Source organism: Nocardia sp. NPDC051756 (assembly GCF_040681495.1).
Lineage (GTDB): Bacteria > Actinomycetota > Actinomycetes > Mycobacteriales > Mycobacteriaceae > Nocardia.
In genome coordinates, this window is sequence record NZ_JBFAYV010000002.1 from 1,019,929 (window position 1) to 1,039,710 (window position 19,782).

Consider the following 19,782-nt stretch of genomic DNA (forward strand, 5'->3'; position numbering starts at 1 on the left):
TCGACGAATTCCCGCACGCGATGTGTGACAACGTCTGACAAACAACTACCGGTTCCCATGTCCACTGTGACAACCCTCACGATACATGCCGGCGTTGCCCCGACAAATTCGGGCACCAACCGTTCACCGCCGGCTCACCTGGAAATAAGCGGTCGATTCCGGCCGGTGCGACAGATAGATCGCGCCGCCCGCGAGCACCGCCTGCACGATCGCGGCGCCGCCGGCCACCAGCGAGGCGGTCCCGGTCACCGAGCCGAACGCGAACAGCGCGCCGACGCCGATCACCACCAGCCACACCCCGGCGATGGTCAGCATGGTGCGCGCCCACAGCTTGCCGCGGGCGAACTGGTGCACGATGAGCAGCGCGAGCGCGGCGACGCCGAGCCCGATGAACACCACCACGACGTAGACCAGCGCCACCATCAGTTCGGCGCTGGCCAGGGTGACCTGCGGGTCCTTTTCCCTGGCCTGATCGAAGACCTGCTTGGCGAAGGTGTGCCGCTGCGAGAGCGCGGCCACCACCGACGCGATCAGCTGTACCACGCCGAATCCGACCACGCCCCACCACAATTGCCGCGCGGTGCCGACGTCCACCGGCATCGGCGCGGGTGCGGGCGCGGCGCCGATCGGTCCCGGCAGGTTCGTCACGACAACCAGTGTGCGGCTTCGGTCGCCCAGTAGGTGAGCACGAAGTCCGCGCCCGCCCGCCGGATGCCGAGCAGCGACTCGAGAACGGCGCCGCGGCGATCGATCCAGCCGCGCTCGGCGGCCGCGGTGATCATCGCGTACTCGCCGGAGATCTGATAGGCCGCGACCGGGACCGTCGAGCGGTCCGCGACGTCGCGCAGGATGTCCAGGTAGGACATGGCCGGCTTCACCATCACGATGTCCGCGCCCTCGGCCAGGTCCAGCTCGAGCTCGCGGATCGCCTCGCGGCGATTCGCCGGATCCTGCTGATAGGTGCGCCGGTCGCCCTCCAGCGACGAGCCGACGGCCTCGCGGAACGGGCCGTAGAACGCCGAGGCGTACTTGGCGGTGTAGGCCAGGATGCCGGTGTCGGTGCGGCCGACCGCGTCCAGGCCGCGCCGGATCGCACCGACCTGGCCGTCCATCATGCCGCTGGTGCCGAGCAGGTCCGCGCCTGCGGCGGCCTGGGCCAGCGCCATCTCGACGTAGCGGTGCAGGGTGGCGTCGTTGTCCACCGAGCCGTCGCCGGCGAGCACGCCGCAGTGGCCGTGATCGGTGAATTCGTCGAGACAGGTGTCGGCCATGAGCACGGTCGACTCGCCGACCTCGTCGGCCAGCGCCCGCAGGCCGCGGTTGAGGATGCCGTCCGGATCGCTGGCCTGGCTGCCGGTGGCGTCCTTGTCCTCGTGCCGCGGCACGCCGAAGAGCATCAGTCCGCCGACACCCGCGGTCACCGCTTCGACGGCGGCCTTGCGTAGCGAGTCCATCGAATGCTGGTAGACGCCGGGCATCGAGCTGATCTCGCGCGCCTCGTCCAAGCCGTCGGCGACGAACATCGGCAACACCAATTGCCGTGGCTCGAGCGTGGTTTCGGCTACGAGACGACGCAGCGCGGGGGTACGGCGCAACCGCCGCGGGCGGTCCAATCCGGTCATAACCGCACGATACGCCCGGCGCCGGGAGCTGTCGCGAGCACCCGCCGCCTGTCCGGCGGGGTGCTTCGGCACCGCCGCGCCGGAGCTGGACGTTTCGCCACGACACCAGCCCGGCACGCCTGGACAGCATGCACAAAACGAGCCGATCGACCTTGGATCGAGCGCAACGGTGTGTGAAATCACACCTGTCGTGCAGGCCGATGGCGCATACTCCGACAGGAGGGCGAGACCCCCTGGGGGACAGCATGACCGAACCGCACACCGAAATTTCGCTGGCCCGAGCCGCCGACTTCGAGTCGTGGGTCGCGGTACTACTTTCGGACTGGTGGCCGGTGCTCACCGGCGGACTCACCGCGCCGGCGACGACGCTGCGCGCGTGGCGGGCCGCCGACGGCAGCGGGCAGATCTTCCGCGTCGAGTTCATCGCGCGGCAGCTGGCCGAGCCGGAGCTGATGACCGTGGCCCGGCGGGCCTTCGACGATCTGGGCATGACGCCGGACGAACGCGAGATGACCCAGAGCCTGGGCAGGCATCTGGTCGGGCACACCGAGGACGCCACCGTGCAGCTGCGTTTCTCCGATACCGCGCACACCATCTTCCTGCGGCTACAAAGCAGGCCGTGCCAGGTCTCGGTGGCCGCGGGGCGGCAACTGAGCGCGATGCCGGACGCGACGCTGCCGTTCCCGAACACCGCGACCGGGCCGATGGACATCCGGGTCGCGCGCAACAGCGCCCGGCACCTGCTCGATCAGCACAGCGCGCGGTTCGCCGTTCCGGTCGATCCGTTCCAGCTCGGTCCGCAGGGGCACGTCTCCGATGTCGGCTGGGCGTTCGTGTTTCCGTGGTCGACCACGTCCTGGTACGCCGACGGCACCGCACCGGCGCTTTCGCCGGGTACCAAGGGGCCGATCGTGGTTGTGAAGGACACTGGAGACACCTGGTTGCTCGACAGCCTGAGCAGCTACGAATCGCAACTGGCCGAATACGCCGACACCCACGGCTATCGGCACGGCACACCTGACCCGGCCTGAAAGGTCCGTGATGACAGATCCCGTCTCGGGTGCCCGTCGCCTGTCCGACGGGCGACTGCTGATTCCGTGGCAGGGCAAGCAGCCGGACGGGACCATCGCCAACGGGATGGTCGAGATCGGGCCTGAGGACGACCGGTTCGCCGAGTGGAGCGCGTCGATCGCCAGCCGGGAGCGCGGCGAGCTGCCCGACGACGAGCATCCGGTGGATCCGTTCGGCCTGCAATTGTTCCGCGACCCGCGACCCGACCCCACGCCGACCACGCACGAGCGCAGGCGCGCCACGCTGCGGACGATCGCCGAGCGCGGCGACCTCGGCGCGATGGAGCAGCTCGCGCATCTACTGCGGGACGCGCACGAGCTGACCGAAGCCGAGCACTGGTTCCACCGGGCCGCCGAACGCGGCAGCGCGACCGCGATGGCCGATCTCGGCCTGCTGCTCGGCACGCACGGACGGATCGCCGACGCGGTCCACTGGCTGGAGTCCGCGATCGCCGCGGGATGCGCGGGCGCGGACCTGCAACTCGGACTACTGCATCTGGAACGCGGCAACATCGATGAAGCCGAACGGTGGTTGCGTCCCGCGGCCGAGGCGGGATCGCCGGAAGCGATGTGCAACATGGGCGTTGTGGCCAATCGGCGCGGCAGCAACGACGCGGCCGAAGCGTGGTACGAACTCGCGGCAAGCGCCGGAAACCCCACGGCCATGCGAACTTTGGGCCTTTACGTCGCCCGCCGCGGCGATATCGGACGAGCCGTCGAACTACTCACCGAGGCGGTCCGGCGCGGCCGCACCGATGCCATGGCGATCCTCGGCTCCCTGCACCTCGACCACGGCGACACCGAAGCAGGCGAGCACTGGCTGCGCCGCGGCGCCGAAGCGGGCGACCCCGACTCGATGTTCCACCTGGCCCTGTTCCTGCGCGAACAAGACGTCATCCCCCTCACCGGCGACCTCTCCGAACCCGGCGTCCTCCGCGCCGCCGCCGCGATCGCCACCGGCCGCACCCCGGGCCAACAGGAAGCCAGGCACTTGCTGGAACGCGCTGCCGCACTCGGTCATCCGCCGTCGCTGAAACTTCTTCATGACTTCTGAGCAGCTCACTATTCGACATTGATGCGACGACACTCCACATTTGCGGAGTGATTGCCGTCGTGGTTTCACCGAAGCTAGACTGCGGACGCGCCGCCCGGAGAGCGATTCCCCAGCCCGGAAGCGAGCAAGCCCATCTGTTGCGCTGCTTCCGGTCTCAGCGAGGAGTCCCCCGTCATGCGAGTGCGTCATCGAGTTCCGCGCGAGTGCCCCGGTGGCGCTCGCTGCTCGCCCATCACACCGGGTAGAAGCCCGCCGGCCGACGGCGTTCCCGGCGGCTGTCCGCCGGCGTCCGCGCGCAGCCCGATGTGGCGCGCCCGCACCGGAATCGAGATCGCTTCGGATGTTCAGGCGTCCCCCCGTTGGTAGCGAGGGGACGCCCGATTCAAGCGCCCCAGCGCGGCCACTACCGCCTGGAGCTGTCGCAGATTTGGAGAACTCTGCCATGACCACAGTAGATGCACCTGTCGTACGCGCACGCCCAGTTGCGCCGTCGGGATCGGAAATGTCCAGTACCGCCGAGTCATTGCGCACCGCGCTTCGGGGCCAGGACGGAGCAGTGCACCGGCGCGTACGCGCGGCGGTGCTCGCCCTCGGCGATCGGCCGCGCTCGGATATGACCTACGCCGAGGAGGCGGCGCTGGCTCCCGCATTGCTGCGCTCGGCGATCGCCGAGCTGGGCGGCTCGTCGGTCGCCATCGCGGCGGACGTGCGCCTGCGGGGCAGCCTGTGCGAGTGGGCCGCCATCGCCGCCCCGCACCTGATTCCGGTGCTCACCGGCCACCTGGATCTGTCGGTGGGGGCTATCGCGACGCTCGGCACCGGTGCGCAGTACCAGGCCGAGCTCTTGGCTGAGCTCGATACCGGCGCGGCGGTCGGCGAGCTGGCCCTGACCGAGCTGGGCGGCACCAACGGCAGCGATCAGCAAACCACCGCCACCTGGGACGCGGCCAGGGACGGGTACTGGCTGAATTCCCCGACCGCGGCCAGCTGGAAATTCATGCCGAACATCGCCTCGGCGACCCCGCGAATCGGCGTGACCACCGCCCGGCTGATCGTCGACGGCCAGGACGAGGGCGTCCTGCCGTTCCTGCTGCGATTCCGCACCGCAGACGGCTCGTTGGTGCCGGGCGTGGACGTGCACCCGCTGCCCGACAAGTCCTGGGCCCCAATGGATCACGCGATGATCCGGTTCAACGCGCGGTTCGTGCCGCGGGACGCGTTGCTCGGTGGCGATTGGGCGGTGATGACCCGGACCGGGCTGCGGTGCGCGCTCCCGCCGCGAGCCCGTTTCCATCGTGCGATCGCCATGCTGGGCGAAGGCCGACTAGACCTGGCCAACGCGGCGAGCGCGGTCGCCCGGGCCGGGCTCGCCCTGTTGGTCAACTACGCCACCGCGCGGCGGCCCGGCAAGATCGCCATGATCGAACGCGGAACCGTGCGCCGGGACGTGATTTCCGCGCTGGCGGCCGTCTACGCCACCAGCGTGCTCGGCTACCAGATCCAAGACATGCGGTCTCGAACCCGCGCCGGCGATCCGCGCCAGGCGGTGTGGTCGATGCTGGCCAAACCGATATCGGCCTACACCGCGCACCAGGTGCTGCTGACCTGCCGCCAGCGCGCGGCCGCGCAGGGAAGCCTGCGCGCCAATTGGATCGGGGACTGGATCGGCACGACCGAGGGGATCATCACCGCCGAGGGCGAGTCGCAACTGCTGCTCAAACAGGCGGGGCTGGCGGCGCTGGCCGGCGTGGACATCACGGCGTTCGAGCTCCCCGCGACCCCGGCTGATCGGCCCTGGTACCTCCAGCTGCTGGTCGAGCGAGAGGTGACTGTGGCCGCCGGGCTGCGCGGGCACGACCCGGCCGCGGCCGGTGTGGCGATCGACCGGGACACCGCCGCCATCGAACTGGCCACCGCAACCGCGGAACGGCTGGCGGCCACCGCGGTACACACCGCGGCACACCATGCCACCGACCCGACGGCGCGTGCGCTGCTGGAATCCGCCGCAGCGGTATATGCCCTGGAGCGGATCTACGCGCGCGGGATCTGGTACGCCGCGCACCGGCAGCTGTCGCAGAGCGCCGCGCGCGCGGTCGAGGCCGAGCTGCTGCGCCACCGCCTCGTGCTGGGCGAGCACCTGGACGTGCTCGTCGAGGCTTTCGACATCCCGCTCGCGGCGTTGGACGCTCCGATGGCCTCGACGGACTACCTGGCGTGGTGGCAACGATGGGCGGGCTGGCCGGGTTCGCCGGCGAGCGGCGGGTAGTCGTCAAACCCCTTGCGGCCAGCGGTTTTTGTCGGTGGGCCTTGGTATAATCGAAACAGTGTTCGAGGGGATTCGCCGAATCCCCGATCGCAACGGGAGGGAAGCCTGTGCCCGCGACGAAGACCGTCCTCATCGATCGTCCCTACACCCCGCTGGAGAAGCAGCGACTGCCCGCGGGGCGCCCGCGGTCGTGGTATGTCCGCCACAATCGGAAACTCAAGGCGATGCGGCTGACCATCGCGCTGCTGGACTCGGGGGTCTACAACCCGAGTTCGGCGAACAACAAGTGCATCCGGCACACCGCCGAGGTGATCGGCATTCGTCCGCCGTCCGATCTCACCTGCACGATGGTGCGCACGCTGATGCGAAAGCGATACTGAAGCAACGAGATAAAGGCAGGGACCGACGGCTTCCGCCGTCGGTCCCGGTCGTAATGTGCGCTAAACGGTGCAGATGCTGCCGACTCCGCCGGACATCGTCTTGAGCAGGCAGACGAACCCGCGCGCGATCGCGGGCAAACCCTGCACCGAACCGGTCGAACTGCCCGTCGACCCATCGATGTAGGCGGGTGCGGCGGCCGGCGCGGGCGCCGCGAAAGCCGAAGCGCCGCCGGACAATACGATGACCAGGCTGGCGAAGGTGGCCGCGCCGACGTGCACTATCGATCGTTTCATCAAAACCAACTCTCTCTTGTGATCGCGCTAACACGCCAGGCCAAACTAGCCCCGACCAAAAGAGGTGAGATGCCCATAGTTCTATGGGCATGGTCATCGATGCGGCGCGGAATCCGTTGCTGCCCAACCGATATCGATACAACGGCCACACTGTGAACGAAATGCACACTGCCCGTACCGAACTCGGTACGGGCAGTGTGGTGGTGGAACGAATCAGCGGCTGCGGCGGCTCTTCTTCCGCGGCGGCGGCAGCAGGCCCTCGGCACGCAGCCGGGCCGCGTGCTCGGCCAGCGCCTCGACCAACGGGCCGACCTGAGCCACCTCGGGCTGCACATCGACGCGCAGACCGAATTCGATGGCCGTCTCGGCGGTCTTCGGGCCGATGCACGCGACGATGGTACGCGCGTGCGGCTTACCCGCGATGCCGACCAGGTTGCGCACCGTGGAGGACGAGGTGAACAGGACCGCGTCGAAACCGCCGGTCTTGATCATCTCGCGGGTCTCGGCCGGCGGCGGCGAGGCGCGCACCGTGCGGTAGGCGGTGACGTCGTCGATCTCCCAGCCGCGGTCGCGCAGGCCCTCGGCCAGCGTCTCGGTGGCGATGTCGGCGCGCGGCAGCAGGACCCGGTTGACCGGGTCGAAAACGTCGTCGTAGGGCGGGAAGTCGGCGAGCAGGCCCTCGGAGGACTGTTCGCCGCTGGGCACCAGCTCGGGGTTGATGCCGAACGAGCGAACCCGGTCCGCGGTGGCCTCGCCGACGCAGGCGATCTTCACGCCGGAGAAAGCCCGTGCGTCCAAACCGAATTCGGCGAACTTCTCCCACACCGCGCGCACCGCGTTGGTCGAGGTGAACACCACCCACTGGTAGCGGCCGTCGACCAGGCCCTTGACCGCGCGCTCCATCTGCGCGGGGCTGCGCGGCGGCTCGACCGCGATCGTCGGCACCTCCATCGGAATGGCGCCGTGCGTGACCAGCCGCTCGCTCATCTCGCCGGCCTGGTCCTTGGTGCGCGGCACCAGAACGGTCCAGCCGTACAGCGCGCGCGACTCCCACCAGGACATCTTCGAGCGCGACGCGACCACCTTGCCGATGGTCACCACCAGCGGGCCGACCAGCTCGGAGGCTGCGCTGTTCAGCGTGGCCAGGGTGGCCTCGATGGTGCGCTGCTGGCGAGTGGTGCCGCGCACGGTCACCGCGACCGGGGTCTGCGGCGCCATGCCGTGTTCGACCAGGGCGCTTGCGGTTTCGGCCAGGTGGCCCGAGGTGGCGTGCAGCACCAGCGGTCCCGGCGCGGCGGCCAGTGCGGCCCAGTCGACCTCGCCACGCACGTCGGCCTCGGTGTGCCCGGAGCCGAGCGCGATGCCCGCGTAGCTCGGCACGGCCGAACCGTTGGGCAGGCCGGGCAGCACCTCGAACACCATGTGCGAGCGGGTCACCGCGTTGACCTCGGCGATCACCGAGTCGGTGGTCAACGGGTCACCGGCGACGACGCGGACCACGTCGTGGCCGTTGCGGGCCTCGGCGATCAGCGTCTTGGCCACCTCGGCCGGCTCGCCGAGGGCGGGCCGCACGTCCACCGGACGCTCGCCGTCTTCGCCGGGCTCGACCGCGGTCCCGATCAGGGCGAGCACACCCTTGTCGACATCGGGATCGGTGAACGCCAGCGTCGCGCGGCCGATCACCTCACGGGCGCGCACGGTGAGCAACGCCGGGTCGCCAGGACCTGACCCGACGAAAAGGATCCGACCTGGCTGCTTCTTGGTAGCTCGACCGCTCATGCCTCCACCTCGCTGGCGCTCGGTTCCGTCATGCGCGGTGCGCACTGTGTCATGAATCGCTCGCTGCGCTCGCTCATTGGTTGTTCTCCATTGGGCTGGGTTGGGTGAAGTCTGTGGCGGGCGCATTCACCGCCTGGGTGTTCGAACCGGGATCCGGTTCGGGGCCGCTTGGCCCTGGTTCGGCGACGCTGAGTAGTTCGCGCGCGCCCATGTCGAGGAGTTCGCGGGCCAGCGCCCGGCCGAGCTCGTCCGCGTTCGCCGGTGCACCGACGATCGAGGCCCGGACCACGTCGGACCCGTCGACGGCCGCCGCGCAACCGCGCAGCGAGAGCTCGTCGAAGATCCGGCCGTCCTCGTCGATCGACTCGACAACCTCGGCGAGCGCGCCGATCGGCGCGGTGCAGCCCGCCTCTAGTTCGGCGAGCAGCGCCCGCTCCGCGATGATCGACGCGCGCGTCGCGGCGTCGTCGAACGCGGTCAGCACCTCGATGAGTTCGGCGTCCTCGCTACGGCATTCGACGGCCAGCGCACCCTGGCCCGGCGCCGGGAGCATCTGCACCGGTTCCAGGGCCTCGGTCACGGCGTCGAGCCGGTCGATTCTGGCCAGGCCGGCTCTGGCGACCACGACCGCGTCGAGATCGCCGTCGCTGACCTTGCGCAGGCGGGTGTCCAGGTTGCCGCGCAGCGGGACGATGTCCAGGCCGAGGCCGAGCGCGCGCAGCTGGGAGGCGCGGCGCGGGGCCGAGGTGCCGACCTTCGCGCCCGCGGGTAGTTCGCCGAGCACCAGTCCGTCGCGGGCGACGAGCGCGTCGCGCGGATCCTGCCGGGGCGGGATGGCGGCGATGGTGAAGCGCGGGTCCTGCGCGGTCGGCAGGTCCTTGTAGGAGTGCACCGCGATGTCGATGTTGCCCGCGGCCAGTTCATCGCGCAGCGCGGAGGTGAAGACGCCGACCCCGATCTGCTGCACCGGCTCGGCGGACAGGTCGCCGAGGGTCTTGACCACCACCAGCTCCGCCTCGTGGCCCGCGGCGACCAGCGCGTCGCGGATGGTGCCCGACTGGGTGAGCGCGAGCAAGCTGCCGCGCGTGCCGATCCGCCACGGCGCGCGCATGCTGCCTGCCGTCACGTTGTCCTCTTCCTGCACGAGTGTCATGCCCGCACCTCGTGGGTGCGGGGCGCGGCCATACCGTTCCTGGGCGCCGTCATGCCGGCTGCCCCTGTTCGTCGCCTTGTTGACCAGCGGTGAAGTCGTCGGCCAGGGCGATGTCGGCGTCGGTGAGCAGCATGCCGGCGTGGTCGCCGATCGCGCTGATCTCCATCGGGGTGGCAACCGCTTGCGCCGCACCCGGTTTCAGCTCGAACAGCTCGCGCAGCGCCTCGGCGTAGCTGTCGCCGCCCGGCGTGGAGGCCAGCTGCTTGACCCGCACCGTCGGCGCGTGCAGCAGCTTGTCCACCACCCGGCGCACCGTGCGGGCCACCTCGTCGCGCTCCGGATCGGCCAGGCTGGGCAGCCGCGAATCCAGCCGCAGCAGTTCGGCTTCGACCACCTCGGCGGCGCGCTGGCGCAGCGCGGCCACGGTCGGGGTGACCTCGGCCATCCGCTGGCCGGTCAGGTATTTGGCCAGTTCGTCGGCGACGATCGCGCGGGCGGCGGCGGTGTCGTCGGCGGCCGCGCCGGCGGCGGGGTCGCGCTGCAAGGTCTCGATGTCGATGACCGTCACGCCGGGCAGGCCGGCGACGGCGTGCTCCACGTCGCGGGGCAGGCCGAGGTCGCAGAACACCAACGGCCGTTCGGCGGTGGCGAATTCGGCGCCGCGCTCGCGCTCGGTCAGGGCCCGGTGGGTGTCGGCCAGGGTCACCACGTTGCCGACCGCGCCGGTACAGGTGATGACCACATCGGCCGCGGCCATCGCCTCGGGCAGCCGGGACAGTTCCAGCGCCTCGGCGGCCACGCCGTAGCCGCCCGCGGTCTCGGCCAGCCGCGCCGCCCGGCCGATGGTGCGGTTCACCACGAGGATCCGGCCGATGCCTGCCCGCGAAAGATGGGCCACCGCAAGGCTGCCCATCGCGCCGGCGCCGACCACGACGGCGGTCCGCCCGGCCAGCGGGCCGAGCACGTGCTGCGCGCGCTCGAGCGCGACGGACACGACCGACGCTCCGGCACGGTCGATTCCGGTCTCCGAATGCACCCGCTTGCCCACCCGCAGCGCGTGCTGGGCCAGCTCGTGCAGGGTCCGGCCGACCGCCTGCTGCGCATCGGCGGAGGCGTAGGCGCCGCGGATCTGGCTGAGCACCTGCTGCTCGCCGATCACCATCGAGTCCAGCCCGCTGGCCACCGCGAACAGGTGCTCGGCGGCGGCCTCGCTGTAGCGGACGTAGGCGTGCTTGGTCAGATCCGGCAGCGGCAGCCCGGAATGCTTGGTGAGCAGGTCGCCGACCTCGGCGAGACCGCCGTGGAAGGCGTCGACTACGGCGTAGACCTCGACCCGGTTGCAGGTCGAGACGATCATCGCCTCGGAGACGTGGCTCGAGGTGAGCATGCGGTCGATCAGCTTGGGGCGGTCGGCGTCGGCGATGGCCACCTTTTCCAGCACCGAGACGGGCGCACTCCGGTGCGAAATCCCGACCAGAAGAACACTCATGGAGTAACCACCGATCCCTTGCTGCTTGGCTCCGTTGCCGTGTGCGAGGACGCCGAATGCGCGGCTGCCGCCGAATGCTTGAGGGCCTGATGCACGGCCGAGGTGTGCGCGGTGGGCGCGCGGTGGCTGATCCGGCTCGGCCGCGCCACCTCGGGCGTCTTGGCCGCGAGCGCGGATGCGTTGTCCGCGTTGCGCACTCGCTCGAACGAGAGCATCTGCAGTTCGACCGCCAGGTCGACGCGGCGCAGCTCGACCGTGCCGGGCGCGCTCAGCTCGACGGGCGCGAAACTCAGGATGGATTGCAGCCCGGCCGCGACCAGCCGGTCGCAGGCGTCCTGCGCGGCGTCGTCGGGCACGGTGATGACCGCGATGGTCGGGTCGAGTGCGGCGACCGCCTCGGCCAGTCCGGCGACGTCGCGGACCACCAACCCGGCGACCGAGAGGCCGATCACCTCGGGATGGTTGTCGAAGATGCCGACCACGGTGAAGCCACGCCGCTGGAATCCGCCGTAGCCGACCAGGGCCCGGCCGAGATTCCCGGCGCCGACGAGCACCACGCGGTGTCCCTGCGACAGGCCGAGCACATCCTCGATCCTTGTCCTCAGCCTGGCTACGTCATAGCCGACACCCCGTACGCCATTGGGTCCGAGGAAGGAAAGGTCCTTGCGCAACTTCGCCGAATTGACACCCGCCGCGACAGCGAGTTCCTCACTCGATACGATGGCAACACCCTCGTCGGCCAACGTGGCGAGGACCCGGAGATAGGTCGCCAGACGAGCGACGGTGGCCTGCGGGATGTCCTTCTGCAGAGCCCTGCCGGAGACGCCGCCCGGCGCCTCATGCTGCTCTGTCACGTCGTCGGCTCCTCGTTCCGGCCCGATCGGGTTCCGGTTCGTCGCTGGACCTCTGGCCCGGGACGGTCCGGTGCCATGGTCGAAGTGTCGCAATGCTGGGTTTCTGTACGCGGTGGGCCCGCAGCCTCGGCAAGCGGGTCCGCGTGCCACCACCGTAACTGCTTGTGCAGCCCTTCACAAAGTCGGTGAAATTGGCCTCATTTTCCGTCGCGACCAGCGCTGCGGCCGAAACGGACAGTCATCGCTACCCCTCAGCGGCTCAAGTCCGCCCGCAATCGGGCCTCGTCGACGTCGAAATAGCTGTGCTCACGACCGTTGAGCAGCACGACCGGCAAACGGTCGCCGAACTCCGCGCGCAGGCCGGGATCGGTGGCCGCGGCCTCGTCCACATCCAGCGTCGCCGGCTCGATGCCGAACTCGGCGCAGATCGTGCGCAGCTGGTCCAGCGCGGTTACGCACAGACCACAGCCGGATCTGGTCAACAGGGTCACCGAATGTGTGGGATTGGTCATGGCGGATATTAAATCCCCTCGCCACGCCCGGATCGGTCTGCCAGGTACTGCGATGACTGTCGGCCCGCCCGGTTACTGTGGACGTGGTTCGCGCGACGGGCGGAGGTATCGGTGCCGGAACGATCGAAGGTGGCAAGGGCCGGATTCATCGCGGGACGATTCGGCGAGTTTCCGGCGCGGTGGAATCTGGGCGCGATCGGCGAGGGTCTGCAAGATCAGCTGGCCCGTATCCCGCGCAGCCCCTTCGGCCCCAGCGAGGAAGAGCTGCGGGCCAACCTGGCCGGCGAGGCCAGCGCGAACGCCGCATTGTCCTTGCACGACGCGGAATTGGCGCTCGCCGAGCCCGACGACACCTCCCCCGAGGTGCCGCGCGATCTGACCGCGGCGGCGTTCTTCGACGTGGACAACACCATGGTGCAGGGCGCGTCGATCGTGCACTTCGCCCGGGGGCTGGCCGCGCGCAAGTACTTCAAGACCTCCGACCTGGTCGACGTGGCCTGGAAGCAGGTCAAGTTCCGGGTTACCGGGCGGGAGAACAGCTCCGACATGGTCAGCGGCAAGGAGAAGGCGCTGGCGTTCATCGCCGGGCGCCCCACCGCCGAGCTGGCCGAGCTCGGCGAGGAGATCTACGACGAGATCATCGCGGACAAAATCTGGCCGGGCACAAGGGCTCTCGCGCAAATGCACCTGGACGCGGGCCAGCAGGTCTGGCTGGTCACCGCGACGCCGGTCGAGCTGGCCCAGGTGATCGCCAAGCGGCTCGGGCTCACCGGCGCGCTCGGCACGGTGGCCGAGAGCGTGGACGGCAAGTTCACCGGACGACTGGTCGGCGACATCCTGCACGGCCTCGGCAAGGCACACGCGGTGCGCACGCTGGCGATCCGAGAAGGGTTGAACCTCAAGCGTTGTACCGCGTACTCGGACAGTCACAACGACGTGCCGATGCTCTCGCTGGTCGGCACCGCGGTCGCGATCAACCCGGATTCGGATCTACGCGAGGTGGCGAAGAACCGGGGCTGGGAGATCCGCGATTTCCGCACCGGGCGCAAGGCGGCGAAGATCGGCGTACCGACCGCGCTGGCGCTCGGCGCCGCGGGCGGCGCGGTGGCCGCCGCGGTGACCCGCAAGCGCGAGCACTGAGGGCTGCGCACGAGCGCCGGAAACCAGTGCGGCCGAGGGGTTTACCGACTGGTGCCCGGCGATCGGGCCACTACCCGGTGAACGGGTTGCGGCGCTTGGTGAGCAGCTTGTAGAGCGTCGACTGGATGGTCTCGCGGACCTGGTCGGTGACCTCGAACATGGTCATCGGGTCGTCGGCGGCCTCCGGCTCATAGCCGGTGGTCGGGATCGGGGCGCCGAATTCGATGTACCACTTCGACGGCAGCGGCAGCGCGCCGAGCGGGCCGAGCAGCGGGAACAGCGGCGTCACCGGGAAGTACGGCAGGCCGAGCAGCCGGGCGAGCGGTTGCAGGTCGGCCAGCTTCGGGTAGATCTCCTCCGAACCCACGATGGAGCACGGGATGATCGGCACGCCGGTGCGCACCGCCGCGGCCACGAAGCCGCCGCGGCCGAAGCGTTGCAGCTTGTAGCGGTCGGCGTACTGCTTGCCGACGCCCTTGAAGCCCTCCGGGAAGACGCCGGTGAGTTCGCCGGAGCGCAGCAGTCGTTCGGCGTCCTCGCGGCAGGCCAGGGTGTGCCCGGCCTTGCGGGCCAGCGAGCCGAGCAGCGGCGTCTCGAAGATCAGGTCGGCGGCCAGCAGGCGCAGCGCGCGTTGTTTCGGGTGCCGGTCATGGATGGCCAGTTGCAGCATCAGCCCGTCGAGCGGAATGGTGCCGGCGTGGTTGGCCACGATCAGCGCGCCGCCCACCTCCGGAATGTTCTCCATCCCGCTGACCTCGACCCGGAACCACAGCTCCGACATCGGGCGCAGCGCGGGCAGGATGACCGACTCGAGCAGGTGCTCGTCGAAACCGAACTCGTCCACCTGGTAGTCGCCGGTGATCCGGCGGCGGGTGAAGTCGGCGGTCTTGCCGATCTGCTTGCCCAGCGCGCCGCGCACCAGATCCGACAACGATTGCGGCGCAGGCGGTTCGGTGGCGGCCAGCCGATCGGTCAGCGAGGTCACCGGGCTGGGCGCTTCGCCCTGCGCATGCTCCGGCCAGCGCCGGGTGGTCGGCCGCGGGCGCGCGTCGTCCTGCAGGTCGTGGAGTTGGATGACTTTCGCTACGTCGTTCATTGCTGTGCTCCCGTACCGGCCCCGAGCAGGCCGAGCAGTTTGTTTTCTGCGGCATCGATCCACGCGGGATCGATTACGGGCCGCAACGCTGCGCCCCCGATGAAGTCGTCGAAGGCCTGCACCGTGGTCCAGCGCGGGACGAATCCGAGTTCGGCCCGCATCCGGGTGGTGTCCAGGCCACAGCCGAAATGGAAGTAGTCGAGCTGCTCGCCGGAGAACTCGCGCATGACCGGGCCCATCAGCACCCGGCCCGCCGTCCGGAACAGCGCGAACGGCACCGGCAGTTCGATCCGGCCCGCCCGCCGCACGGCCTGGGACAGCGCGAGCGCGCCGTCACCGGCGATGTTGTAGGTGCCGCCGCGGGCGGTCAGCGCGGCGTGCGCGAGCGCGGCGACCGCGTCCTCCTGATGCAGCAGCTGAATGCGCGCGTCCCGGCCGAAGACCGTGGGCGTGATCGGTGAACGCAGATACTGCACGCCCCGGCTGGCCAACCGCGGTCCGACAATTGGTGCCAAACGCAGAATGGCCGTTGCAATATCTGGACGCCGCCGCGCGAGTCCGCGCACGAAACCTTCGATGTCGATCATGTCGCGCGCGAACTCACCCCGCGGCGGGGTGCGCGCACTCATTTCTTCGGTGAATTTCGCCGGGTCCTTCGCGCTGCATCCGTACACCGCGGAGGTGGAGCGCACGACCACCCGGCGCACCGTCGGCGCCTTCTGGCACACCGCGAACAACTGCATCGCGCCGAGCACGTTGAGGTCCTTCATCACCGCGCGGTCGGCCCCGGCCGGCGGCTTGGCCAGCATCGCGGCGTGCACCACGGTGTCCACCGCGCCACCATCGATCACCTTACGGATCAACGGATTTCGGATATCCGCGCGCACGAATTCGGCGCGGCCCATGCGCCGCTGCAACTCCCGGCTCGGGGTCATGGTGTCGACCGCGATGATGCGATCGATATCGGGATCCTGGGCGAGACGAGCGACCACGTTGCCGCCGAAGAAGCGACTCGCACCGGTCACCAACACGACTTTCGGCGTGTGTCCGTCTCGAGTGTCAGAAGCCACCGGCACCGCATCCCACCTTGGCAAGCCCCCATTTCACTTATTCCCCGGTTCCTAGAGTAGCCGCTGCGTTCACGGGTTCTGTTGGTATTTACCAGGTTCTAACGATGACTTCAGTCACCTGAAACACACCGTGGTTTCAAAATTCGGTATTTCAAACAAAAAGACCCGCCACCTGATGGTGACGGGCCTTCGAGCTGACGCGCAGCGCTTACTTGCCGAGTTTGCGCCGCTGCACACGTGTGCGGCGAAGCAGCTTGCGGTGCTTCTTCTTCGACATGCGCTTGCGGCGCTTCTTGATCACAGAACCCATAGGGTTGTTCCTCGCGTTCTCTCTACTCGGCGCGCACGCTACACACGTGCGCCAACTGACCGGTCGTTCGGCAAGCCTCACGTCCAGTGTCCGCGCCGCCGGGTACCACCGGACACCACAAGTGATGCCACCGGCGGGCGAACACGAACCGAGGGTCCATCGTACCGGCACGTCCGGTCGGCCCCGAAACCGCCTGATCCAACGCCGCCGGACCAGGTCCGTCGGCGTCCCGCGGCCCGTGGGCCACGGAGTGGATCAGGCGCTCATCCGGCGTCGAAGTAGGACGTTTCCAGATAATCGTGCACCGCTTTGGCGTGCACCCGGAACGAACGACCCACCCGCACCGCGGGCAACTCACCGGAATGCACAAGCCGGTACACCGTCATCTTGGACACTCGCATCAGGCTCGCCACCTCGGCGACCGTGAGGAACTGAGTGCCGCCGAGCATGGGTTGACCCTGCGACCCGGAACCACCTTGCGTCCGGGAACCAGCCCGGGCGCCTGAGGGACCTGGGCCACTCGAACTTCCTGAGCTACTTGCAGACATCTTGTTAGACATCATTGCACCATTGACCTCCGGCACGCCCGCGCCGCCGGCTTCCCCACCGGCGGAACAGACACGCACGTGCTGCTTGAAGCTTAGCGGGACCAGTGGTGTTACTGCGACGGGAGTGAGAAATCAGCTTTTCCCATTGGGAACCGACCGGTTGCGTGCTTCCGAACGGATGATGTCCGGCAGGCTCACATCGCGCTGCCGACGCCCGGCCCGTCGCTCGTGCCGCCCACCTCGGCGGAGCGTTGCTTCGCCGCGTGCAGCGCCTCCAGGAAGGCGGAACGGACCCCGCCACGCTCGAGCTCGCGCACCGCGGCGGCGGTGGTGCCGGCCGGCGAGGTGACCGCGGCGCGCAGCTCGGCCGCGTCCTGATCGGACTCATCCAGCAGCGCCGCCGCGCCGACCATGGTCTGCACCACCAGCTGGGTGGCCACCTCGCGGGTCAGCCCGAGGCCGACGCCGCCGTCCACCATGGCCTCCGCGACCAGGAAGAAGTAGGCGGGCCCGGAGCCGGAGACCGCGGTGGCCGCGTCCATCTGCGCCTCGGCGACGGTGACCACCTTGCCGACCGCGCCGAGCACCTCGGTCACCAGTTCCAGCTGCGGCGGCCGCGCGTGCCTGCCCGGCGCGATGACGCTCATGCCCTGGCCGACCAGCATCGGCGTGTTCGGCATCACCCGCACCACCGGGAAACCGGCGGGCAACTTCGCCTCCAGCCGCGAGGTCGGCACGCCGGCCGCCAGCGATACCAGGATCTGGTCGCGGTCGGCGTCGACACTCGCGTTGTCGCTCAGCGCGGCCTTGCCCAGCGCGGTCATCACCGCGTCCACATCGGCGGGCTTGACCGCGACCACCAACAGGTCCGCGCCGACCGCGGCATCGGCCACCGAGTCGGTCACCCGCACGCCGAACCGCTCGGCGATCTGCGCGGCCCGCTCCACGAACGTCTCGACGACAACCAGGTCCTTCGCCAGCCGCCCGGACTCGAGTAAGCCCGCGATCAGCGCCTCCCCGATGCGCCCGCCACCGATTACCGCAATTCTCGTCATGGGGGAAAAGCCTAGACGGCGCTCATCCCTGCGGAATCAGCGCCAGCTGGCGGCTCTGTGCGACGACCGCGCCGGTGGAATCGAGGATGAGCTGGTCCTCGTCGAACAGTCGCGCGCCGACCTCGTGCGTGGTCGCGATGATCCGCAGCCAGCCGGGGGCGGGCTTGCGACGCAGGAAGGTGGTCATCTGAACGGTGGGTGACCAGCCGAAATGACCCAGGTTGTACGGGACCGGCGGGCTCATGTCCGCGCTCATCATGGCGAAGAACATGGCGACCTCGGGGTCCTGCTGATCGGCGGGGCGCGGGCGCATCCACAGCCGCAGCCGCGGCTCGGCGGTCTCGCCGTCGAGGAAGCGGGCCCACTCGCGATCGATGTAGACCTCGGCGGCCTGACCGACGTGCACGACCCGGCCCATCGGCGAGCCGGGTTCGTAGCCGACCGCGTCGGCGGGTGGTTCGACGGGCATGTCGTGGTGCTCGCGGGCGAACCGCGGCTCGGCGTCGTCCAGGTGGCCGAAGGTGAGCGCGGTGCGGACCAGCGTGCGGCCGTTCTGGATCAGGTTCGCGTCGGCCAGGCAGATCTGGCGGCCGGTCTTGCGGATGTGCACCTCGTATTCGACCTCGCCGGGATCGGGTGCGCCGAGGAAGTCGGAGCTCGCGGCGATCGGCGCCATGCCGGCCAGGGCCGGATCGGCGGCGCGCAGCCACTTCAGGCCCGCGGCCGCGCTGGCCGCGACCATGGTGCCGCCGTGCACCTTCTTGCCGATGGTCCAGGTCTTGCCGATATTGCCGAGGTAGCGACCGGTATCCGGGGTGGTCGCGGGCAGCTCGGTCAAGGCGAGCACCCGGCTGAAAGGCGCCTCGGCCTCGGTGACCGCCGCTAGGTCCAGCTCCGTCGTCATAGTCGCTCCTGTCGTCCACCGGCCGCGCGTCGGCGATCAGGGTTGCTGGTACGCGGCGTTCGTACAGCGTAGAACGAAGCGGTTCGGCAGGTGCATTCCCCTCGGCCGGGCGAACGCGATGTGCATCACATCGGGGCGCGCCGAGTCCGTGCACAAACCGGGCGGCATCAGCTCGACGAGACAGCGTCCGCTACCGCGAACCGATTACGATGGAGAGCTTTTCGCGCCTCGGTTACCAATTCACTTACGGCACAGAGACTTTCGTGTCAGGCGTGATGTGCCGGAGTCGGGGCGGGGGCGGTCTGCCCGTTCAGATGCAGCCGGGCGAACGCCAACGTCCGGTGCAGCATGGCCGCGCGATCCTGGGTGGTACGGGCGTTCTGCGTATTGATCTCGGCCACCGCCTGACCGGCAAAACCATTGCGGACCAGCGTGTCACACACCTCGACACACGGCTGGGTGCCTTCCCCGGGAACGAGATGCTCGTCGTGCGCGGCGCCGCGGCCGTCGGCCAGATGCAGGTGCGCCAGGCCCTGACCCATCCGCGCGGCCAGCGCCAACGGATCCGCACCGGCGGTCGCGGTGTGCGACAGATCGAGGGTGTAGTGCTCGAACCCGGTGTCGGTCGGGTCGTAGGACGGGCTGAACGCGGTGAGCCCGATCCCCGGCCCGCCGCGCCGCTCGAGCCGCTTCACCGAACGCGCGCCGCGCCCGAACAGTGTGTCCGCCCGCATCGGGAACATGTTCTCCACCGCGACGATGACCGGGCTGTGCTCCTCCAGCTCGCCGACCTGGTCGGCGAAGTTCTCGGCATAGCGGCGCTGCCAGCGGAACGGCGGATGCACGACGACGGTGGTCGCGCCGAGCGCCTCGGCGGTGCGCACGCTGCGCTCCAGCTTCGCCGCCGGGTCGGCGCCCCAGACCCGCTGCGAGATCAGCAGGCACGGCGCGTGGATCGCGATCACCGGCACGTCGTACTTGCGCGAGTAGGCCTGCACCGTGGCGATGCTCTGGCTGGCCGGTTCGGCCCAGACCATCAATTCGATGCCGTCGTAACCGAGTTCGGCCGCGTACCGGAACGCCGCCTCGGTGTTCTGCGGATACACCGACGCGGTGGAGAGTCCGACCAGGATCTGTCGCCGGGTCTCGTCCGTCTGTCCGATTTTCCCCACTGCCGCTCCCTGCC

General features: G+C 69.5%; 20 protein-coding genes. 5 read left to right on the top strand and 15 right to left on the bottom strand.

Annotated elements, in window-relative coordinates:
- Positions 1-123: 123 nt before the first annotated feature.
- Positions 124-648 carry a hypothetical protein gene (locus tag AB0M22_RS10830; protein WP_364723575.1) on the bottom strand — a complete coding sequence of 175 codons (525 nt, stop codon included), beginning with the start codon at positions 646-648 and terminating at the stop codon, positions 124-126.
- Positions 645-1,622 carry a porphobilinogen synthase gene (gene hemB, locus AB0M22_RS10835; RefSeq protein ID WP_364723578.1) on the bottom strand — a complete coding sequence of 326 codons (978 nt, stop codon included), beginning with the start codon at positions 1,620-1,622 and terminating at the stop codon, positions 645-647. The genes AB0M22_RS10830 and hemB overlap by 4 nt, the downstream gene beginning before the upstream one ends.
- A 245-nt stretch (positions 1,623-1,867) precedes the next feature.
- Here hemB and AB0M22_RS10840 point away from each other — a divergent pair, with 245 nt between their 5' ends.
- The 4 genes from AB0M22_RS10840 (at position 1,868) to AB0M22_RS10855 (ending at position 6,392) form a co-directional block, all read left to right on the top strand.
- A complete protein-coding gene (locus tag AB0M22_RS10840) occupies positions 1,868-2,653 on the top strand; it encodes a hypothetical protein (RefSeq protein ID WP_364723581.1) in 786 nt (261 codons plus the stop codon).
- 10 nt (positions 2,654-2,663) lie between these two features.
- On the top strand, positions 2,664-3,746 hold the full coding sequence (locus tag AB0M22_RS10845; RefSeq protein WP_364723584.1) for a tetratricopeptide repeat protein: 1,083 nt from the start codon (positions 2,664-2,666) through the stop codon (positions 3,744-3,746).
- A 502-nt stretch (positions 3,747-4,248) separates the two neighbouring features.
- Positions 4,249-6,012: a hypothetical protein gene (locus AB0M22_RS10850; RefSeq protein WP_364723587.1), complete on the top strand. Its 1,764-nt coding sequence runs from the start codon at positions 4,249-4,251 to the stop codon at positions 6,010-6,012.
- A gap of 107 nt (positions 6,013-6,119) precedes the next feature.
- Positions 6,120-6,392: a hypothetical protein gene (locus tag AB0M22_RS10855; protein ID WP_364723590.1), complete on the top strand. Its 273-nt coding sequence runs from the start codon at positions 6,120-6,122 to the stop codon at positions 6,390-6,392.
- A gap of 60 nt (positions 6,393-6,452) precedes the next feature.
- Here the strand turns inward: AB0M22_RS10855 and AB0M22_RS10860 are convergent, their stop codons facing one another.
- The 6 genes from AB0M22_RS10860 to AB0M22_RS10885 form a co-directional block, all read right to left on the bottom strand.
- Positions 6,453-6,686, bottom strand: a complete 234-nt coding sequence (locus AB0M22_RS10860; RefSeq protein ID WP_364723593.1) for a hypothetical protein — start codon at positions 6,684-6,686, stop codon at positions 6,453-6,455.
- 213 nt (positions 6,687-6,899) lie between these two features.
- Entirely contained in the window at positions 6,900-8,465 is a 1,566-nt protein-coding gene (locus AB0M22_RS10865; protein WP_357385440.1) for a bifunctional uroporphyrinogen-III C-methyltransferase/uroporphyrinogen-III synthase, read from the bottom strand.
- Between the two features lie 73 nt (positions 8,466-8,538).
- Positions 8,539-9,618 carry a hydroxymethylbilane synthase gene (gene hemC, locus AB0M22_RS10870; protein WP_364723597.1) on the bottom strand — a complete coding sequence of 360 codons (1,080 nt, stop codon included), beginning with the start codon at positions 9,616-9,618 and terminating at the stop codon, positions 8,539-8,541.
- A 49-nt stretch (positions 9,619-9,667) separates the two neighbouring features.
- Complete coding sequence (locus AB0M22_RS10875; protein WP_364723600.1) at positions 9,668-11,107, bottom strand: glutamyl-tRNA reductase; 1,440 nt, start codon at positions 11,105-11,107, stop codon at positions 9,668-9,670.
- The gene (locus AB0M22_RS10880) at positions 11,104-11,961 is read right to left on the bottom strand and encodes a redox-sensing transcriptional repressor Rex (RefSeq protein WP_364723603.1); all 858 of its coding nucleotides are present in this window, start codon (positions 11,959-11,961) and stop codon (positions 11,104-11,106) included. Before AB0M22_RS10880 ends, AB0M22_RS10875 begins: the two co-directional genes overlap by 4 nt.
- Positions 11,962-12,212: 251 nt before the next feature.
- Complete coding sequence (locus AB0M22_RS10885) at positions 12,213-12,473, bottom strand: glutaredoxin family protein (protein ID WP_150399830.1); 261 nt, start codon at positions 12,471-12,473, stop codon at positions 12,213-12,215.
- A gap of 186 nt (positions 12,474-12,659) precedes the next feature.
- Here AB0M22_RS10885 and AB0M22_RS10890 point away from each other — a divergent pair, with 186 nt between their 5' ends.
- Positions 12,660-13,613: an HAD-IB family hydrolase gene (locus tag AB0M22_RS10890; protein WP_364724090.1), complete on the top strand. Its 954-nt coding sequence runs from the start codon at positions 12,660-12,662 to the stop codon at positions 13,611-13,613.
- Positions 13,614-13,683: 70 nt separating this feature from the next.
- Here the strand turns inward: AB0M22_RS10890 and AB0M22_RS10895 are convergent, their stop codons facing one another.
- From AB0M22_RS10895 to AB0M22_RS10925, 7 genes are all read right to left on the bottom strand, one after another.
- Positions 13,684-14,709, bottom strand: a complete 1,026-nt coding sequence (locus tag AB0M22_RS10895; protein WP_364723606.1) for a lysophospholipid acyltransferase family protein — start codon at positions 14,707-14,709, stop codon at positions 13,684-13,686.
- Positions 14,706-15,740 (bottom strand): NAD-dependent epimerase/dehydratase family protein, encoded by a 1,035-nt coding sequence (locus AB0M22_RS10900; RefSeq protein WP_364724092.1) that lies wholly within the window; start codon positions 15,738-15,740, stop codon positions 14,706-14,708. The genes AB0M22_RS10895 and AB0M22_RS10900 overlap by 4 nt, the downstream gene beginning before the upstream one ends.
- Positions 15,741-15,987: 247 nt before the next feature.
- The gene (locus tag AB0M22_RS10905; protein ID WP_003402602.1) at positions 15,988-16,089 is read right to left on the bottom strand and encodes an AURKAIP1/COX24 domain-containing protein; all 102 of its coding nucleotides are present in this window, start codon (positions 16,087-16,089) and stop codon (positions 15,988-15,990) included.
- A 263-nt stretch (positions 16,090-16,352) separates the two neighbouring features.
- Entirely contained in the window at positions 16,353-16,538 is a 186-nt protein-coding gene (locus tag AB0M22_RS10910) for a helix-turn-helix domain-containing protein (protein ID WP_014988570.1), read from the bottom strand.
- Positions 16,539-16,831: 293 nt separating this feature from the next.
- Complete coding sequence (proC, locus tag AB0M22_RS10915; RefSeq protein WP_364723609.1) at positions 16,832-17,692, bottom strand: pyrroline-5-carboxylate reductase; 861 nt, start codon at positions 17,690-17,692, stop codon at positions 16,832-16,834.
- Between the two features lie 22 nt (positions 17,693-17,714).
- Positions 17,715-18,596 (bottom strand): thioesterase family protein, encoded by an 882-nt coding sequence (locus AB0M22_RS10920; protein WP_364723612.1) that lies wholly within the window; start codon positions 18,594-18,596, stop codon positions 17,715-17,717.
- Positions 18,597-18,862: 266 nt separating this feature from the next.
- Positions 18,863-19,768 (bottom strand): sugar phosphate isomerase/epimerase, encoded by a 906-nt coding sequence (locus tag AB0M22_RS10925; protein ID WP_364723614.1) that lies wholly within the window; start codon positions 19,766-19,768, stop codon positions 18,863-18,865.
- Positions 19,769-19,782: the final 14 nt, after the last annotated feature.

Excerpts from the sequence above, each read along its gene's own strand:
- hemB (WP_364723578.1), bottom strand. The coding sequence starts at position 1,622 with ATGACCGGATTGGACCGCCCGCGGCGGTTGCGCCGTACCCCCGCGCTG.
- AB0M22_RS10840 (WP_364723581.1), top strand. The coding sequence starts at position 1,868 with ATGACCGAACCGCACACCGAAATTTCGCTGGCCCGAGCCGCCGACTTC.
- AB0M22_RS10845 (WP_364723584.1), top strand. The coding sequence starts at position 2,664 with ATGACAGATCCCGTCTCGGGTGCCCGTCGCCTGTCCGACGGGCGACTG.
- AB0M22_RS10850 (WP_364723587.1), top strand. The coding sequence starts at position 4,249 with ATGTCCAGTACCGCCGAGTCATTGCGCACCGCGCTTCGGGGCCAGGAC.
- AB0M22_RS10860 (WP_364723593.1), bottom strand. The coding sequence starts at position 6,686 with ATGAAACGATCGATAGTGCACGTCGGCGCGGCCACCTTCGCCAGCCTG.
- AB0M22_RS10865 (WP_357385440.1), bottom strand. The coding sequence starts at position 8,465 with ATGAGCGGTCGAGCTACCAAGAAGCAGCCAGGTCGGATCCTTTTCGTC.
- hemC (WP_364723597.1), bottom strand. The coding sequence starts at position 9,618 with ATGACACTCGTGCAGGAAGAGGACAACGTGACGGCAGGCAGCATGCGC.
- AB0M22_RS10875 (WP_364723600.1), bottom strand. The coding sequence starts at position 11,107 with ATGAGTGTTCTTCTGGTCGGGATTTCGCACCGGAGTGCGCCCGTCTCG.
- AB0M22_RS10885 (WP_150399830.1), bottom strand. The coding sequence starts at position 12,473 with ATGACCAATCCCACACATTCGGTGACCCTGTTGACCAGATCCGGCTGT.
- AB0M22_RS10895 (WP_364723606.1), bottom strand. The coding sequence starts at position 14,709 with ATGAACGACGTAGCGAAAGTCATCCAACTCCACGACCTGCAGGACGAC.
- AB0M22_RS10905 (WP_003402602.1), bottom strand. The coding sequence starts at position 16,089 with ATGGGTTCTGTGATCAAGAAGCGCCGCAAGCGCATGTCGAAGAAGAAG.
- AB0M22_RS10910 (WP_014988570.1), bottom strand. The coding sequence starts at position 16,538 with ATGCTCGGCGGCACTCAGTTCCTCACGGTCGCCGAGGTGGCGAGCCTG.
- proC (WP_364723609.1), bottom strand. The coding sequence starts at position 17,692 with ATGACGAGAATTGCGGTAATCGGTGGCGGGCGCATCGGGGAGGCGCTG.
- AB0M22_RS10920 (WP_364723612.1), bottom strand. The coding sequence starts at position 18,596 with ATGACGACGGAGCTGGACCTAGCGGCGGTCACCGAGGCCGAGGCGCCT.